General features: G+C 49.3%; 18 protein-coding genes. 16 read left to right on the forward strand and 2 right to left on the reverse strand.

All coding sequences use genetic code 11. The features are described from left to right. Nucleotides 1-250 precede the first annotated feature (250 nt). The 12 genes from AB3351_RS04600 (at nucleotide 251) to AB3351_RS04655 (ending at nucleotide 12,670) form a co-directional block, all read left to right on the forward strand. The gene (locus AB3351_RS04600) at nucleotides 251-1,525 is read left to right on the forward strand and encodes an MFS transporter (protein WP_371145948.1); all 1,275 of its coding nucleotides are present in this window, start codon (nucleotides 251-253) and stop codon (nucleotides 1,523-1,525) included. 12 nt (nucleotides 1,526-1,537) lie between these two features. Further along, nucleotides 1,538-2,191 (forward strand): cyclase family protein, encoded by a 654-nt coding sequence (locus AB3351_RS04605; protein WP_371145949.1) that lies wholly within the window; start codon nucleotides 1,538-1,540, stop codon nucleotides 2,189-2,191. Nucleotides 2,192-2,204: 13 nt separating this feature from the next. Beyond that, entirely contained in the window at nucleotides 2,205-2,651 is a 447-nt protein-coding gene (locus AB3351_RS04610; RefSeq protein WP_371145950.1) for an SRPBCC family protein, read from the forward strand. Between the two features lie 55 nt (nucleotides 2,652-2,706). Then, nucleotides 2,707-3,537: an SDR family oxidoreductase gene (locus tag AB3351_RS04615; RefSeq protein WP_371145951.1), complete on the forward strand. Its 831-nt coding sequence runs from the start codon at nucleotides 2,707-2,709 to the stop codon at nucleotides 3,535-3,537. A 6-nt stretch (nucleotides 3,538-3,543) separates the two neighbouring features. Further along, complete coding sequence (locus tag AB3351_RS04620) at nucleotides 3,544-4,383, forward strand: nitrilase-related carbon-nitrogen hydrolase (RefSeq protein ID WP_371145952.1); 840 nt, start codon at nucleotides 3,544-3,546, stop codon at nucleotides 4,381-4,383. Nucleotides 4,384-4,468: 85 nt separating this feature from the next. Continuing rightward, on the forward strand, nucleotides 4,469-4,894 hold the full coding sequence (locus AB3351_RS04625; RefSeq protein ID WP_371145953.1) for a VOC family protein: 426 nt from the start codon (nucleotides 4,469-4,471) through the stop codon (nucleotides 4,892-4,894). A 21-nt stretch (nucleotides 4,895-4,915) separates the two neighbouring features. Next, nucleotides 4,916-5,800, forward strand: a complete 885-nt coding sequence (locus tag AB3351_RS04630; RefSeq protein ID WP_371145954.1) for an FAD binding domain-containing protein — start codon at nucleotides 4,916-4,918, stop codon at nucleotides 5,798-5,800. Between the two features lie 14 nt (nucleotides 5,801-5,814). Further along, nucleotides 5,815-6,345 carry a (2Fe-2S)-binding protein gene (locus tag AB3351_RS04635; RefSeq protein ID WP_371145955.1) on the forward strand — a complete coding sequence of 177 codons (531 nt, stop codon included), beginning with the start codon at nucleotides 5,815-5,817 and terminating at the stop codon, nucleotides 6,343-6,345. Nucleotides 6,346-6,349: 4 nt separating this feature from the next. Further along, complete coding sequence (locus tag AB3351_RS04640; RefSeq protein ID WP_371145956.1) at nucleotides 6,350-8,665, forward strand: xanthine dehydrogenase family protein molybdopterin-binding subunit; 2,316 nt, start codon at nucleotides 6,350-6,352, stop codon at nucleotides 8,663-8,665. Further along, complete coding sequence (locus tag AB3351_RS04645) at nucleotides 8,662-10,986, forward strand: xanthine dehydrogenase family protein molybdopterin-binding subunit (protein WP_371145957.1); 2,325 nt, start codon at nucleotides 8,662-8,664, stop codon at nucleotides 10,984-10,986. Before AB3351_RS04640 ends, AB3351_RS04645 begins: the two co-directional genes overlap by 4 nt. A gap of 1 nt (nucleotide 10,987) precedes the next feature. Next, nucleotides 10,988-11,662: a GntR family transcriptional regulator gene (locus AB3351_RS04650; RefSeq protein WP_371145958.1), complete on the forward strand. Its 675-nt coding sequence runs from the start codon at nucleotides 10,988-10,990 to the stop codon at nucleotides 11,660-11,662. 9 nt (nucleotides 11,663-11,671) lie between these two features. Next, a complete protein-coding gene (locus tag AB3351_RS04655; RefSeq protein ID WP_373270226.1) occupies nucleotides 11,672-12,670 on the forward strand; it encodes an aminopeptidase in 999 nt (332 codons plus the stop codon). 88 nt (nucleotides 12,671-12,758) lie between these two features. On the opposite strand, the gene AB3351_RS04660 is transcribed toward AB3351_RS04655, so the two are convergent. Then, on the reverse strand, nucleotides 12,759-13,631 hold the full coding sequence (locus AB3351_RS04660) for a LysR family transcriptional regulator (protein WP_371145960.1): 873 nt from the start codon (nucleotides 13,629-13,631) through the stop codon (nucleotides 12,759-12,761). Nucleotides 13,632-13,776: 145 nt separating this feature from the next. Here AB3351_RS04660 and AB3351_RS04665 point away from each other — a divergent pair, with 145 nt between their 5' ends. From AB3351_RS04665 to AB3351_RS04680, 4 genes are all read left to right on the forward strand, one after another. Then, nucleotides 13,777-14,574, forward strand: coding sequence for a B12-binding domain-containing radical SAM protein (locus tag AB3351_RS04665; protein WP_371145961.1), 798 nt, complete (start codon nucleotides 13,777-13,779; stop codon nucleotides 14,572-14,574). After that, complete coding sequence (locus tag AB3351_RS04670) at nucleotides 14,565-15,125, forward strand: radical SAM protein (RefSeq protein WP_371145962.1); 561 nt, start codon at nucleotides 14,565-14,567, stop codon at nucleotides 15,123-15,125. The genes AB3351_RS04665 and AB3351_RS04670 overlap by 10 nt, the downstream gene beginning before the upstream one ends. A 66-nt stretch (nucleotides 15,126-15,191) precedes the next feature. Continuing rightward, the gene (locus tag AB3351_RS04675) at nucleotides 15,192-15,644 is read left to right on the forward strand and encodes a GNAT family N-acetyltransferase (protein ID WP_371145963.1); all 453 of its coding nucleotides are present in this window, start codon (nucleotides 15,192-15,194) and stop codon (nucleotides 15,642-15,644) included. Between the two features lie 352 nt (nucleotides 15,645-15,996). Next, a complete protein-coding gene (locus AB3351_RS04680) occupies nucleotides 15,997-16,248 on the forward strand; it encodes an AbrB/MazE/SpoVT family DNA-binding domain-containing protein (RefSeq protein ID WP_371145964.1) in 252 nt (83 codons plus the stop codon). Nucleotides 16,249-16,397: 149 nt separating this feature from the next. On the opposite strand, the gene AB3351_RS04685 is transcribed toward AB3351_RS04680, so the two are convergent. Continuing rightward, a complete protein-coding gene (locus AB3351_RS04685; RefSeq protein ID WP_371145965.1) occupies nucleotides 16,398-17,021 on the reverse strand; it encodes an FMN-binding negative transcriptional regulator in 624 nt (207 codons plus the stop codon). Between the last annotated feature and the right edge of the window lie 100 nt (nucleotides 17,022-17,121).

Genomic DNA, 17,121 nt, shown 5'->3' on the forward strand with positions numbered 1-17,121 from the left:
TTTGGTTTTTCTCCGACATTTATCAAATTTATGAAAGTATAAAGATCTGATATTTAACATTATATAGAATGTATATTATATTTTTCTTAACAAATAGAAAATTTAGTTTTTTTAGAAAGATTTGAGATATTACCTATAAAGGGGGATGAAAGCAGACAGAAGATGAAAGAACAGAGATGACGCAGACGTGATGAAGGAGAAGCGTGGCTTGTAGACCATTTATGTCGGGAAGTAAAGAAGGAGGATGTATGTGAGTTCCGATCATACAAAACCAGTGTCCTTTCGCAAGATATTTGTCGTCGCGGGACTTAGTTGGGTATTTGATGCCATGGATGTCGGGATTATCTCCTTTATCGCTGCTGCGTTGATCGAAGAGTGGTATTTGACGCCGACAGAAGCTGGCTGGATTGGCAGTATTAACGCAATCGGCATGCTGATCGGGGCGGTGGTAGCTGGATCGCTCGCTGATCGGATTGGACGTAATAAAGTATTGATGTACACCGTGCTGTTATTTTCTGTTGCCAGCGGGCTTGCGGCACTATCGACCACCTTTGCCGTGTTTTTGGTGCTACGGTTTATTATCGGCCTTGGTCTGGGGGGAGAGCTTCCTGTCGCATCGACGCTCGTATCCGAACACGTTCCGGCACATAAGCGAGGCCGTATGGTCGTTCTGCTGGAGAGTTTCTGGGCGGTTGGCTGGATATTATCAGCGGTGATTGCCTACTTCATTATGCCGTATTGGGGCTGGCGCTCGGCGCTGGTTATTGGAGCGCTGCCTGCACTGCTGGCGATCTACATGCGCTGGGGCCTGCCGGATTCTCCCTCTTTTCACAACAGGGATAAGAAGAAAACTACAATATGGAAAAACATAAAAGCTGTATGGTCGCCTAAATATGCTCGTGCTACTGCGATGCTGTGGATTCTCTGGCTGTTCGTTATGTTTTCCTATCATGGTATGTTTCTGTGGCTGCCATCCATTATGGTAATGAAGGGCTTTGGACTGATTAAAAGCTTTGGTTATGTCTTATTGATGACGCTTACACAGCTTCCGGGATTTTTTAGTGCCGCATGGCTGGTTGAGAAGATCGGGCGTAAATTCGTGCTTGTTACGTATTTGTTATTTGCCGCAATAAGCGCGTTTTTCTTCGGAACGGCAGAGACGCTTCCTGTCCTTATCGCATCCGGTATGGCGTTGTCTTTCTTCTATCTAGGTGTTACCGGAACAACATATGCATATACGACCGATCACTATGATTCGGACATTCGGGCCACAGCTTCAGGCTTGGCGAATGCCGCCGGACGCATCGGGGCGATTATCGGGCCGCTTGCTGTAGGTTATATGGTAGCAGCTAAAGTATCATTTACGATCATTTTCTCTATCTTCTTCGTATCCTGTCTGATTGCGGCACTCAATGTCCTGATTCTGGGCAAAGAAACACGCGTGCGAGCCCCGTACTTTGAAGAGGTGGAAGGACAGGAGCAGACGGAAGAAAAAGAGATCGTAACGGTAAAAAACACGATGTAAAGGAGGACAAGCATGGCTAGATTGGTTGATTTGACGATGCCGTGGGGGCCGGACGTGCAGCCGCTCGACGGACACCCGGCTATCACGTTTACACCGATTACCACCCATGAGATAGAGCGGCGTTCTAATACGGAAGTGTTATTTAGTATTCATACCGGTACCCATATTGATTCCCCCTATCATTTCTTTGCGGATGGAAAAACCATTGAACAGATTCCGCTAGATGTATTCATTGGTCCCGCTTTGCTGGTAGATTTGCGGCAGGTGGCAGCTCCAAATCATGAGATTACGCTTGAAGAGTTGAAATCTGTAGGAGGGCTGACGGAGGAGTTGGTACGGGGAAAGCGGCTCGTGTTATGGGGGGATTGGGCTGCGAAGCATTGGAAATCGAAGGAGTTGTATGAGAATAATCCGTATTTATCGCAGGAAGCGGCAACGTGGCTTCGCGACGCGGGTGTCGTAGCCGTAGGGTTGGATTTTGCGGTGGATGGTGCCGCTCCGTACCCAAACCACCCGATCTTATTAGGCAATGAGATTCCTTTGATTGAGAATCTGGTGAATTTAGATGCGATTGATGCGCGTGAATTCACTTTGATTGCGCTGCCTCTGCCTGTCGTAGGCGGAGACGGATCTCCGGCGCGTGTTGTGGCGAGAATCGAAGAGTGAGGAGGATTATAACATGAATGTGGCTGGTGAAGTAGTTGTAAAGGCACCAAAGGAAAATGTATGGAAGGCATTGAACGATCCGGAAACATTAAAAAAGGCGACCCCCGGGTGTAAATCATTGACCGAGGTGGAGCCAGATCGCTACAAGGCAGAGATCAGTGTGGGGATTGCAGCCGTGCGGGGCGACTATGAATCTACCATCGCAATTCTCGATAAAGTTGAGCCAGACCGCTACCGCCTTATCATGAATGCGAACAGCCCTGTCGGATTTGTCGAGGGTGATGCGATTGTAGAGTTGATGTATGAAGATGCTAAAACATACATCAAGTATGATGGTACAGCACAGGTAGGCGGTAAGGTGGCCGGTGTAGGTCAGCGCATGCTCTCGGGCGTAGCCAAAATGATTGTCAAAGATTTCTTCAAAAAAATTGCAAAGGAAACAAAGACGCAGGTTCAGTAATACCGGCTTCAAGAAGCCGTAATCTATATACATTATATAAAAGGAGCGATGCATAATGAATCTAGGACTAGAGGGCAAAGTGGTACTTATCACTGGGGGAAGCAAAGGGATTGGCCGCCAGACGGCGCTTACATTTGCAAAAGAAGGTGCGTCGGTAGCATTAGTGGCGCGCAATGGTGAGGATTTGGAGAAAGCCAAGGACACGCTGCAAGGCGAAGTGCCGCAGGCGGATGTATTGACGATTCAGGCCGATCTGCAGCAGGAGGCCGGTGCGGTCGATGCGGTCCAGAAAACAGTCGAGTATTTCGGGAAAATCGATGTGTTAATCAACTGTGCAGGTGCCGCTCCGGGTGGATTGCTGCTTGAGCTGACGGAAGAGGATTGGGATTTTGCCATGGGGCTTAAATTCCGTGGGTACGTCCGTATGGCGAAAGCAACCATTCCACAGTTCCTTAAGCAAAAACATGGGGTGATTGTTAACGTAGTTGGAAATGACGGTGTTAAACCGTCCTGGTGGGAGCTGACCGGTACGGCAGTCAATGCGGCGGATTTGGCAGTGATGACGGCGCTAGGAAATCAATACGGCAACGATAATATTCGCATCAACTGTGTAAATCCTGGTCCTGTCGATACGGGTCGTTGGGAGACGCTGACTGAAGCGTATGCGCGGGATGTGAAGATTAGCGTTGAGGAAGCGAATGAAGCCGCAAGCAAATCCATGCCGTTTGGCCGGATTGCTACAGCTGCAGAGGTAGCGGATGTTGTCGTATTCCTCGCCTCAGATCGCGCAAGCTTCGTCCATAACTCAGTAGTCAACATTGACGGCGGGCAGATGAAGGACATATTAGACCGTAAGCAGCAGCGATTGACCGTCGCGGCGGAGTAAGAAGACATGAGGATTGGTGTGGTTCAGACGAACAATGCACCGGGTATGGCCGCTGTTGATGCGAATCGACGGAGTAATGACCAAGCGATCGAAGCTCTATTCAATGATGGAGCCCAGATAATTGTACTGCCTGAATGCTCAAATCACCAATATGTTATGCACTCCCAAGAGGATGTTCGTATGTATGCGGAAACGCTGGATGGACCGAGCGTAGGTAGATGGCACGCTTTAGCATCCGCACATGGGGGCTATATTGTCGGTGGAATCATCGAGCGTGATGAAGGCGTTTTCTATAATACGGCCGTATTGGTCGGACCGGATGGACCCATCGGACATTATCGCAAGGTGCATCGTTTTAACTGGGAAAAAGAATTTCTGTCGGCTGGTAATATTGGATTTCCGATTTTTCACATCGGAGAATTGGATATAAATGTAGGGATGTTGATCTGCTATGATCTGCGCTTTCCTGAAGCTGTACGCTCTATGGCTCTTGCGCAGTGTGATCTTCTGCTTGTCCCGACTACATGGACCTCCATCGGCAAAGCGGTGCTGTGGGATGAGCAGGGGTATTGTCTGGCAAACTATCTGGCACTGGCTCATACGTACAGTAACCGGATGGCTATTGCGTGTGCAGACCGTGCGGGTAAAGAAGGGGATGTGCGGTACATGGGCGCAAGCATCATCGTTGATTCCATGTCGCGTGTAGCAGCAGGACCGGCCGCAAAATACGATGCGGACCGCCTGCTTGCGGATGTGGATGTGTCATTGTCTAAAGACAAGCGTGTCGGGACTCATAATGATCTGCTAAGAGACCGCTGTCCGCAACACTATACGCTGATTAGTTAAAGGGGCAAGTGACTGAGATGAAAGCGGGGAACGCGCTTCCCCGTCCTTTATGATCGTCTGCTATATGGGGCAAGGAGGGATGGGATTGGCAGTAAAGAAGCTTGATCACATTGGAATTATTGTATCGGATCTGGATGAAGCGGTTGAGACGTATGAACGCGTGCTAGGGCTTACCGTCGACCGTATTGAAGATTATGGAGAAGGATTGCTATCCATTGCGTTTCTTCCGCTTGGTGATGTGCTGCTAGAGTTAATCCAGCCTCTAAAGCCGGGCAGTGATGCGTGGGATTTTTTGCAGCGACAAGGCGAAGGGATTGAACACCTGGCATTTGCTGTCGATGATCTGCATACCGAATGGCATCGTGTCTTGGCTAAGGGGATTCCTGTGACTGATACGAAGCCTAGACCGGGTGCTAGCAATACGCAGATATGTTTTTTGCAGCGCGAGGCACTGCGTGGTGTGCTAGGTGAATTTGTCGCACCGTCCGTTCAGAAGACATATAAAGCATAGAACGAAAGGAAGGGAATGCCGATGAAGCCGGCAGCTTTTGACTACTACACACCGCATACGCTGGATGAAGCGCTCGAATTGATAGAGAAGTACGGATATGATGCAAAAATTCTCGCTGGCGGACAAAGTCTTATTCCCACGATGAATATGCGGCTGGCACGTCCGCAGGTGCTGGTCGATATTGGTAGGCTGCATGATCTTACTTATATCCGGGCTGCCGATACCGATGTGCAGGTGGGTGCTACCACACCTCACTATCAGATCGAGCAGTCCGCAGAGATTGCAAGAGTATGTCCGATGCTGTCTGAAGGAATCCGGCTGGTTGGTCATTCACAGATTCGTTCCCGTGGAACGGTCGGCGGCAGTCTGGTTCATGCGGACCCGACGGCGGAACTTCCGGTGATTCTGCGTACGTTAGGAGGCGCGGTTACGTTAGCCTCGCTTGCAGGGGAGCGGACGGTTGCGGCGGAAGAATTCTTTTTCACGTATATGACGACGACAATCGAGCCCAATGAAATGCTTGTAGCTACTAGCTTTCCGAAAATTACCCCCCGCACAGGTCATGCGATTGAGGAGTTTGCGCTGCGCAAGGGAGACTTCGCCATTGTCCTGGCGGCAGCCTCCGTTACGCTTGATGAAGCGGGCAAGATGAAGTCGGTGAGTATCGGCTTAGGCGGTGTAGATGGTGCGCCCATTCGCTTGGAGGATATAGAGGATGAACTAGAGGATACTGAGCCTGACAGCGATTGGATTGCTGAATGCTGTGAAAGTATTCGAGATGAGATCGATCCGGAGCCGGATATTCATGCCAGCGTGGAGTATCGCAAGGATTTGAGCGTCACATTGAGTCGGCGTGTCATCGAAAAAGCGGTAGCGCGTGCGAAAGAGCAGTACAGCTACGCATAGAGAGAGGTGGAAGCATGGCTGATCATTTGATAACGACAAAAACGTCTGCTAGTACAGGCAGCAAACTCAAAAGCATCACATTAACGATTAATGGAGAGGAGTATACCGTCTGGGTAGAACCACGTATGCTTCTCTCCGATGTAATTCGTGACGAGCTTGGCCTAACGGGTACACATGTCGGATGTGAGCATGGCATCTGCGGTGCATGTACGATCCTAGTCGATCATCGCCCGGCTCGTTCCTGTCTGATGTTTGCGGTACAGGCGGACGGTGCCGAGGTGATGACGGTGGAAGGGCTTGCCCAAGCGGACGGTTCACTGCATCCGCTTCAAGATGCTTTCTGGGAGAAGCATGGGTTGCAGTGCGGATTTTGTACGCCGGGCATGCTGATGTCAGCCTATCATTTTCTTAAAGAAAATCCGCATCCGTCTCGGGAAGAGATTCGTGACGGCATCTCCGGCAATCTGTGCCGCTGTACCGGCTATCAATCCATTGTTGATGCGGTAGAGCATGCCGCGCGAGTTATGCGGCAGGGGAAGGGGTGAAAGTGTGGCAATCGGAGCAAGCGTAAAGCGAGTGGAAGACCGTGCGCTGCTTACCGGACAAGGACGGTATGCAGGAGACATTAAGCTTCCAGATCAATGTGAGGCCATCGTGATCCGCAGTCCCCATGCACATGCGTATGTCCGCTCTATTCGATATGATAAGGCAGCTCGTATGCCAGGGGTTCTATTGGTTGTGACCGCTGCCGATTTGCCGAAGGATCTACAGCCCATCCCCATGCGGTTATCACCGGATGAAGCACTTGCGCATGCCTTGCAGTATCCGCTCGCCAAGGAACGAGTCCGGTATGTTGGCGAACCGGTGGTGCTGCTTGTCGCTATTAATCGTTATGTGGCTGAAGATGCGGCAGAGGCGGTTGAGATTGAATATGAGCCGCTTACACCGTTGGCTGACACGAATTGCGCTCTTGCAAGTGAGGCTCCACTCCTCCATCCATTGATCGCAAGCAACGATATCTTTCGCATTCATTCTACTAAAGGCTCTGTGGATGATGTATTTGCGAGGTGTCCCCATATTTTGTGCGAAGAGTTGTATGTGCAGCGCCATACAGGTGTGCCGCTAGAGACGCGAGGGCTGGTTGCTTCCTATGAGGCAAACGGCCGTTTGACGGTATATGGGGCGACGAAGGTTGTTCATTTTAACCATCAGATTCTCAGTCGCCTGCTTAGGAAGGATAGCAGTGAAATCCGGTACGTAGAAACGGATGTCGGGGGCGGATTCGGTCCGCGCGGTGAATTCTATCCAGAAGACTATTTAATCCCTTACGCTGCAATAAAGCTTGGTCGTCCGGTTCGTTGGGTGGAGGATCGACTCGAACATTTGCTTGCGACCAACCACTCGAGGGAGCAGAAGCATCATATTACGGTTGGCTTCGATGACACGGGGCGCATTCATGCGCTGCGCGATGAGATTTTCGTCGATACGGGCGCGTATATCCGCACGCACGGCGTCACCGTTCCAGCATTGACCCAGGCGATGCTCCCCGGTCCATATGATATCGAAGCGTTGGAATTCATCACACATGTTGTTGCAACAAATAAAACACCGACAGGCACCTACCGGGGGCCGGGTAGATTTGAGGGGACATTTGTCCGCGAGCGAGTTATCGATATGATTGCCCGTCAACTGCAGCTTGATCCGGTAACAGTACGGGAACGAAACGTCGTACAGCCGGAGCAGATGCCTTATACGAATGGGATTGCCGCACTTGGCCAAATTGTTGAGTTTGATAGCGGCGATTATCCGCACCTGCTGCAACAAGTGCGTCATGCCGTAGACTGGGGGGGATTTGAGCATCGGAAGGCGGAAGCGGCGTCAAGGGGAAAGCTGCTGGGTCTTGGCCTTGCGATGTTTGTGGAGAAGTCAGGGCTTGGTCCGTGGGAATATGCGGCCATCGACATTCTCAGCAATGGTGACGTATGTGCAAAAACTGGCCTTGCAGACGTTGGCCAAGGGGTGAAAACGATGATCGCTCAGGTGTGCGGCGACCAGCTTGGTATTTCATATACGAGAGTGCGCGTCGTACATGGTGATACGGATACGGTGAAAAAAGGAAACGGCTCCTTCGCTACACGGGGAACTGTGATGGGAGGCTCAGCTGCATGGTTAGCCGCCGCATCCCTGAAGGATCGATTGTTGCGCACAGCCGCCCGCTGGTACAGCCTGCCTGTAGAAAAGCTCATGCTGTGTGAGGATGCATTGATTGAGAGAGAGAGCGGATGCGCATTGCTCTCATATCAGGAATTGGTTGCCCGATGTTATCAAGAAGGTGTCAGCTTGCAGGAAGAATACACATTTTCTGCCGCTCATATGACGTATCCGTACGGTGTACACGCTGCTGAAGTAGAAATCGATAAGGATACCGGCTGCATTCGGATTCCAAAGTATTACATCGGCTATGATATCGGACGTGCCATTAATCCGATGCTGGTAGAAGGGCAGCTTATCGGCGGAATGGCGCAGGGATTGGGGGGTGCCTTATACGAGGATCTCCGCTATGACGAAGCGGGACAGCTGCTTGCAGGAACTTTTATGGATTACTTGATTCCAAGCGCTACGGAAGTGCCGGATATTGATGTGGATATCTTTGAGCATGCGCCCTCCCCGCTCAACCCGCTCGGGGTCAAGGGGGCAGGCGAAGGCGGAACCGTAGCGGTAGCGCCTGCATTGGCCAATGCGATATGTGATGCCCTTGCCGCTTACGATTTTAAAATTACTTCGCTGCCGATTCGGCCACAGACCATCCGTTCGGCCATTCGGCGTATGGAGCGCGGCGAGAAGACATCGGAGGTGATTTCATGAAGACGCTTGGACAGCCGCTGAAGCGAAAAATTGATCCGCGGCTTGTACGCGGGGAAGGACGCTATATCGCCGATCTTCGGATTCCGGGTACGTTGAGCGTCGCGTTTTTACGCAGTCCGCATGCGCATGCACGTATAACGGAGATGAAGCTGGATGCAGCTCGTCATTTGCCAGGCGTAGTGGCCGTATTCGGACCGGAGGATGGAGAGGCATTTCCATCTCTGCCGCTTCTTTTTCCCCACGGGAATCTGACGCCAGTTACACAGCGGCCGTTTAATTGGACGGTGCACCATGTGGGCGAGCCGGTGGCGATGGTGATTGCGGAGAATCGTTATATTGCCGAAGACGCGCTCGATATGATTGACATTGCGTATAAGGCTCTGCCCGCCATAGCCCAGCTAGAAGATGCTGTACGTGAAGACGCAGCGCTTGCGCATGAGCATCTGCCCTCCAATGAGGCCGCACACTTTGTTCAGACGGTTGGCGATGCTGAATCGGCAATGAAAACGGCCGACGTGATTGTACGACACCGTTTTAAAATCGGCAGGGTTAGCTGCCTGCCAATTGAGACGAGAGGCATGCTTGCCCATTGGCATGACAGCGGCGGCATGGAGTCGCATCTTGAAGTTTATGCCACAACGCAAAATCAGCACGAAATGCGCAACATTCTTGCCAAGCTGCTTGGTCTCTCTGAAAATCAAGTCCGTGTCATCGCACCGGATGTGGGCGGTGCATTTGGAGCAAAGGCACCTTTTTATGCAGAAGACTTTCTTGTGTGTTGGGCCTCCTGCAAGCTTGGTATGCCTGTGCGCTGGATCGAGGATCGGATGGAGCATATGATGGCATCGATTCATGAGCGGGAGCAGGTACATGAGGCTGCGCTTGGCGTTACTTGGGACGGAGAAATTGTCGCGGTAACAGATACGATGCTTGCCAATACAGGCGCCTATGTTCCCTGGGGAATTATCGTGCCTTTGATGACCTCTACGCTCATTCCTGGCCCGTATAAAGTTCCGAATTATTTGTGTGATGTCACGGTTCTATACACCAATACAATGCCGCATGCTCCTTTCCGCGGCGCCGGCCGGCCGCAAGCTGCGCTGATTCTTAACAGGCTGCTCGATCAGGCGGCAGAAAAGCTTGGGATGGACCCGGTAGAGATCCGGCGTAAGAATCTGATCCAAGCGGATGCATTTCCGTATCGCACGGGCCTTCTATCGCGTGATGGTACACCGCAAGTATATGACAGCGGAGATTATCCAAGGCTTCTCGATGAAGTTGTACACAACAGCAGCTACCATGAATGGAGAGTACGGCAGAAGGAGTATCGGAAGCAGGGCCGCCATATCGGCATCGGGATAGCATGTGCCATTGAAAACACAGGATTTGGATCATTTGAAGGCGCCACGGTTCGTGTGGAGGCGGATGGAGATGTCACGGTAATTACCGGCGCTGCTTCGCAAGGACAAGGACATGAGACAACGTTGGCACAAGTGGCGTCTGAAGTGCTTGATGTACCGCTTGCACGGGTCACAGTCCGACAAGGGGACACGAAGCTTATTCCCTATGGTACCGGTACGTTCGCAAGCCGTATCGCAACGATTACTGGTACGGCCATCTATCGTGCTGCGCAAGCGGTGAGAGAAAAGGCGCTGCGGATTGCCGCTCACATGCTGCAGGCAGAAGAGGAAGAACTTGAGCTTGAGAGTGGCGTCATTCGCCGCAAACATCATCCTTCCGATGAAGTTACGCTGGGTGAAGTGGCCCGCGAAGCAAGGGGCGTCTATCCCGGTACAACCTATTCACTTCCCGTATCTCCGGGTCTTGAAGCAACGGATTATTTTGCCCCAAAAGCGGCGGCAATTTCGTCAATGGCCGATATTGCCGTTGTGGAAGTCGATATGGAGTCATACAGGATCAACGTACTTCATTATACATCCATGCATGATTGCGGTCGTCTGCTGAATCCGCTTGTAGTCAACGGACAGATGCAGGGTGGTATTATCAATGGCTTGGGTACCGCGCTATTTGAAGAAGTCATCTATGACAAGCAGGGACAGCTTTTGACGAGTACGTTAATGGATTACCTGGTTCCTTCCGCTACGGAGAGTCCCGAAATGATGATCGGTCATATCGAGACGCCGTCTCCGCTAAATCCATTAGGTGCTAAGGGGGCGGGTGAGAGCGGTACCATTCCTGTGCCTGCGGTCATTCAATCCGCTGTCGAAGATGCGCTGCGGCCGTGGGGTATAAAAATTAATGAGATTCCGGTTAAGCCTTCCTATCTTCGTGCGCTTATGCATAAGAAGAGAGATGGTTGACATGTCACAAAAGCTTATAAAAGAAACGACAACCACCGTAGTGTACAACCGTTTGAGTGAATTGATCGCATCCGGGCATTTTGAGATGGGCGAGTGGATTCGGGAGCGGCATATTCGGGAGATTCTTGGCGTTAGCAGTACGCCGATTCGTGAAGCGCTCCGCATGCTGGTACAGGAGCGACTGCTTGAATCGGTGCCTCATCATGGTGTGCGGATTCGGCGGCTCTCAATTAAAGAGATTGAGGATTTCTATGAGCTGCGCACAGAGCTTGAAGGATTATCTGCCAAGCTGGCTGCCAAGAGGGCAACGGAAGAGCAGTTAGCCGCACTCACAGCTGTGCTGAATACAGCACGTATGCATATGGCAAGTGCACCCGGGCGTGAGTTGGATACGATCCGGCACAATCATGATTTTCATGGACTGATTGCTCAGGCAAGCGGCAATCAAGCACTGGCTGATTCGCTGGTACAACAGCGCTCGAACTTCAATCTGCTCCGCATCATGCTATGGGAGAGAGATAAACAGCGTCCGCGTGTAACCATCTGTCAGCATGAAGACATTCTGGCGGCTATTCTTGAACGTAAGCCTGCTTTAGCTCACAAGCGGGCGCAAGAACATATTCGCGATTCCGCCACGTTAATGCTGCAAGTTGCAAGAAAATTGAAACAAAGCTAATGGAGGGATATGATGGAGAACTTTAACTTGTATGCGGTAGCTACCCGGATTTTGACGGAAGCGGTGAAGCTTGAGGCAGGAGAGAATGTGTGTATTGTTGCTGATACGAACACATCCGAGATTGGAGAGGTGTTTGCTTCTTGCGTGGCGGCGATGGGGGCTGAGCCGGTACTTACGGTGATTACGCCGCGAAAAACGCATGGCGTTGAGCCGCCCGCCATCGTAGCCGCCGCAATGAAAGCAGCCGATGTCGTACTGCAGCCGATTACGTATGCCATTACCCATACGAATGCAACCAAAGAAGCGTTGGGGGCCGGTGCGCGTGTCCTCGTCATGCGAGGTGTGACGAAGGAGTTGATGCTCTACGGTGCCGTTGGCGCAGATTATCATAAGATTGACCTGGTTTCTGAAGTGGTCAGACAGCGTATGACAAAAGGAAAAAATGTACGTATTACATCGCCATCCGGCACCGATCTGACACTGAGCATCGAGGGGAGAAACGGATTGATGCTCACCGGATTGGTGAAAGGGCCGGGGACTTTTGCAGCGATGCCGGATGGGGAAGCTGCGATTGCGCCTGTGGAGGGTACGACGGAGGGTACGCTTGTAATCGACCATACGATGGATTCGTTGGGCATTCTTGATGCACCGATTCGCATGGAAGTACGCAAAGGGCATGTGGTCAGCATCGAAGGGGGAAAATCAGCCGAACGACTGAAAAAACTAATCGAAGAATCAGACGAAGGGGCAAGCAACATTGCTGAATTTGCGATTGGAACGAATCCGAACGCCCGCTTGATCGGCAATATGGCTGAAGATAAGAAAGCGTGGGGAACCGTACACATAGCTGTCGGCGACAGCCATGTTATTGGTGGGACGGTAGAGAGTTCGATTCACCTTGATGGTCTGCTTCTCTCGCCAACGGTATGGATTGATGAAGAATGCGTAATTGAAGCAGGAAAATTGCTGGTAGAAGAGACGCCTGCGGTTGCGCCAACAGGAGCATAGGAAGGCGGCATAGCCCAGTCAAAATAAGAGAAGCCAGGCCCTTGCATGCAGGGGGCCTGGCTCTATTTTATTATATAGTGAAGTAAAGTTATGAATGGGAGTAGAGTACCTCCTTATAAATGGGCTGATCCTTTTTGTAGATAAGCGAGTAGTGAATCTTGCCAAGCGACATGTCGGAGTGGAAGGGAACAGAGACAAGCCAACCGTTGTTAATTTCGTGCGCTAAGAGTAGAGGAGGAAGAAATGCAATACCATAATTATGCTTTAGTAGATTCCTGATAATCCCAAGTTGGTTCGACATAAGTTTTTTCTTGAAAAATTGTTCGGTACGTATATGTTCTTCCATGTATTTCATGTACGGTTCATAGCAGATTAAGCTTTCATCCTGCAGCAGTGTGATATCTTCAATATAGGCATGTGCTGATAGCGGATGCTCAGATGGGAGAATAAGTTCGAACTCTTCGGAACCAAGCGTACAGCTTGTAAAATTTTCTTCTGTCAGCGGTTCGGTGCTGAAGGCCAAATCGATTGTGTTATCGATGAGTCTGTGGCTCAGTATTGAGTTTTTGATGAAGGATAGGCTAATATTAACATCATTATTCATTGCATAGAGCGACTTTACTTTATCGACAATAAACGGATGTGTAAATGGAATCGAACTTCCGACTTTGACCAGATTCTGCTCATTGGCAGCGGTCACATGGCGCCGAGCGTTATCGAGTGAAGTAAGCACCTGCTTCACGTAGGGAAGGAAGATGTCACCTGCGGCTGTAAGCTGAACATTTCGCTTGCCTGCTTTGCCTCTAGTAAACAGCGGTTGACCTAATTCGTCTTCAAGGTGGCGGATTCTGTTCGTTACGGTAGGTTGGGGTACATACAAATGTTTCGCGGCTTCGGTAAAGTTTCCATGCTCATGGACAGCTAAAAATGTTTCAAGGTATACCAGATTGATAGCCAGCAACCCCCTTCTGCTGTATTGTTTTGAAAATTCAAAACTATGATCGTAGTTATTATATCATTTATTGCAAAATAGTAAATAACGTTTTATATTAAGAAATAAATTTACATATATTAGGCTGATGAGATAGGGAAAGGAGGGTGATGGTTTGAAGGAGAAACAACGATATAAAGTAGAATTAATCACCGCGGAATCACAAGAATCCAGATATGTAAGGCAACGCCGCCTGATCCGCTTTCCGCAGCTGACGATGCTGCTTCTCGCTGCCTATACACCCGAGAATTGGGACGTTATTCACACAGATGAAATTGTGCAGCAAATAGATTTTGCAAGAGAAGTAGACATGGTGGGAATCACAGTCAATACAGCGGCGGCTCCGCATGCCTATCGCTTAGCTGCCGAATACAGAAGGCGCGGCGTTACTGTAGTGATTGGTGGCCCACATGCTACGCTGCTTCCCGATGAAGTAAAGCAGCATTGTGATGCGGTGGTGATCGGAGAAGCAGAGACGATATGGCCCAGACTGCTTGAGGATTTTGAGCAGGGAAGGCTTGCTTCCTACTATCGCTGCACCAAGCTTCCTGACTTGAAGCAAATGCCTGCTCCGCGCTGGGATTTGATTAAGGGAAGGGTATATGGGAAGGGAATTACGATTGCAACGCGCGGTTGCCCGTATGCTTGTGATTACTGCACCATTCCGGCAATGTATCAGCGCAAGATGCGCTATCGTCCTGTAGAAGACATGGTTAAAGAAATTCAGCATATGCCAGGGAAAGCCTTGATTTTCTGGGATGATAATATTGCGGCAAACCCCGCATATGCAAAAGAACTCTTCCGCGCGATCCGGCCGCTTAAGCGATGGTGGACGAGTCAGGCAACGATGGATGTTGCCTTGACGAGTTCATGGAATTGGCCGCTAATAGTGGATGCAAGGCTTTGTTTTTAGGTTTGGAGACCATTTCGCAAGACAGCCTGCATGGGGCAAACAAGCATCACAATCTGGTGGAGAGATATCGGGAAATGATGCGCCGCTTCCATTATTATGGCATCGCTGTTCAGGCTGGTACAGTATTTGGATTCGACCACGATGATCGGTCGATTTTTCGTCGCACCGTTGCGTTTTATCGCGAGATCGGCCTTGATTCCGCAACGATTAGCGTGCTGATTCCCTTCCCGAATACGCCGTTGTTTAAGCGGCTCGAAGCGGAAGGGCGTATCTTAACATATGATTGGTCCAAATATAACGGAAAAAAAGATGTAGTCTATCAGCCTGCGCTGATGTCACCGGAGGAATTACTAATGGGTACAGAGTGGGCGGCCCGTCAATTTTATGCCATCCCATCTATTGTGGAACGGATGTGGAGATCGAAAACAGGGCTGTGGTGGAATATTGCTCGGAATGTAGGCTACCATCTAGCTTTGCGAAATTTCGGCAACATCGGATATAATCCGGAAGCACCTGCTGATTGGATAAGAAGGAAGCGTTTGAAATCGTAAAATCGATTGATACAGAAGAAAACATTCGTTTGATGAAAGCAGAGCGTAAAGTGAGGAGAGATACGGTTGGACATACGAGAGGTAGGCGCAGATGAACAATATCCAATGGAACTGCTTTTATTAGCGGACCCGTCCCGAAAACTGGTGGAGGAATATATTAAGCGCGGCAAATGCTTTGTCGCCGAAGAAGAGAACCACATCATAGGTGTGTATGTTTTGCTGCCAACAAGACCTGAAACAGTTGAGTTGGTTAATATCGCTGTTGATGAGAGCTGCCAGGGCAGGGGAATTGGCAAACGGTTGGTACATCATGCAGTCGCTCATGCACGAGCACTCGGCTTTAAGACGATCGAAGTCGGTACGGGAAATTCAAGTGTGGGGCAGCTTGCTCTGTATCAAAAATGTGGGTTTAGAATGACGGGAATTGACCGAGACTTCTTTCTTCGGCATTATGACGAAGAAATTTTTGAAAATGGAATACAGGTAATAGATATGGTGCGCTTATCTCAGGATGTATAAGCGGTGATTTTAGGGCGTAGCTCAAGGTTGTTGATTATCCAGTACGATCCAGAGTAGATCGTTACCACACCATGCCCCAAGCGGCCGTCTCCCTTCCTTGTGAGAAAACAACGAGGGAACACGCGGGCGCATGTATCTTATTTCTTCCAAATATAAGGTATGTAAAACACCTCGTTTTATAGGGTTTAAATACAATATGTTCAAAAATAGCACCATCCATTTTTTGTGATAAAATGGATCATATCCATTTTCCAATCAGTAAGAGCAGCGATTTTCGTTTGCTCTTTTCTTTACTGTTGAACAACTTGCGAGGCAATCATAGAAAAGATCTCTAATAGAGAAGAGGGATAGGATGAAGCTAACAGGTATTGTACAAAAGGTGGATGAACTGGGAAGAGTTATACTGCCAATTGATGTACGGAAGAGCATGGGTATTGAGGAAAAGGATAGAATAGAAGTTTTTGTAGAAGGTGAAAAAATCATTCTACGGAAGTATAAACCCGCCTGTCTATTTTGTAATTCCACATATGAAGTGTTTTCGTTTAAAGGAAAAATGATGTGTGTTGAGTGTTGCACAGACATGAAGCTGTATTATTCTCCCTAGACAAACAGACAAATGACCCACCAGCCTGGGCATAAAAAATAGGACCGGTGGGTTTTGTATGACAAAAAAATGACTCGCTGCTGTGTGCTAATTCCATATAGAAAGAGATGGATTGATTTGCGGTACAATTCGTGTGGCATCCTCGATATCTATATGCTTGAATGCGCCGTTATGTTTGCTTTCATTAAAGAGGCAATTTTTTGCTCATCTGTCGTTGAAATCTGCTCCAGTTGCTTAACAATGAGCTCCTGCCGTTGTAAGGGGTGGTTTTGACTTAGTTTTGCTTTCCCCTCTATTTTACTGATTTTTATTTTGAAGCCCTGTACGCCTTTGTTCATACCAGCAAGAAACTCAGTGTCTACATCGTGCAGTCTATAGGAACTGTTGGGCGCTTCATACTTTACAACCATTTCCTGCAGCGAATCCATTAATTCATTCTCATCCTCTAACAGCTCGACTTCTCCATAGACATGAACGGTCACATAATTCCATGTTGGTACCGCTCTATCTGTCTCATACCAGGAGGGAGAGATATAGCAGTGCGGACCATGAAAAACGGCTAAGACGGTTTGTTTTTTAATATCTTTCCACTGCGGATTCGGCCGAGCAAAATGTCCGTATAAGTATGTATGCTCCTCGTTTAAAAGCAAAGGTAAATGAGTAGCGAACGGCAGTCCATTATGTTGAGAGAATAGCGTCGCAAAACTATGCTCTTTTATAATATCATAGGCGATTGCTGCATCTGTAATGGTGAAGTGTGAAGGAATATACACGGCAGGTTCCTTTCAGAATTTTTTCTCTATTATACTATATAGAACCTTGTGCAGTAGTCTAAAATATCAAAGGATAGACAAAGCAGATTGCCGTATCTAT

It is taken from the genome of Aneurinibacillus sp. REN35 (assembly GCF_041379945.2).
Classification (GTDB): Bacteria; Bacillota; Bacilli; order Aneurinibacillales; family Aneurinibacillaceae; genus Aneurinibacillus.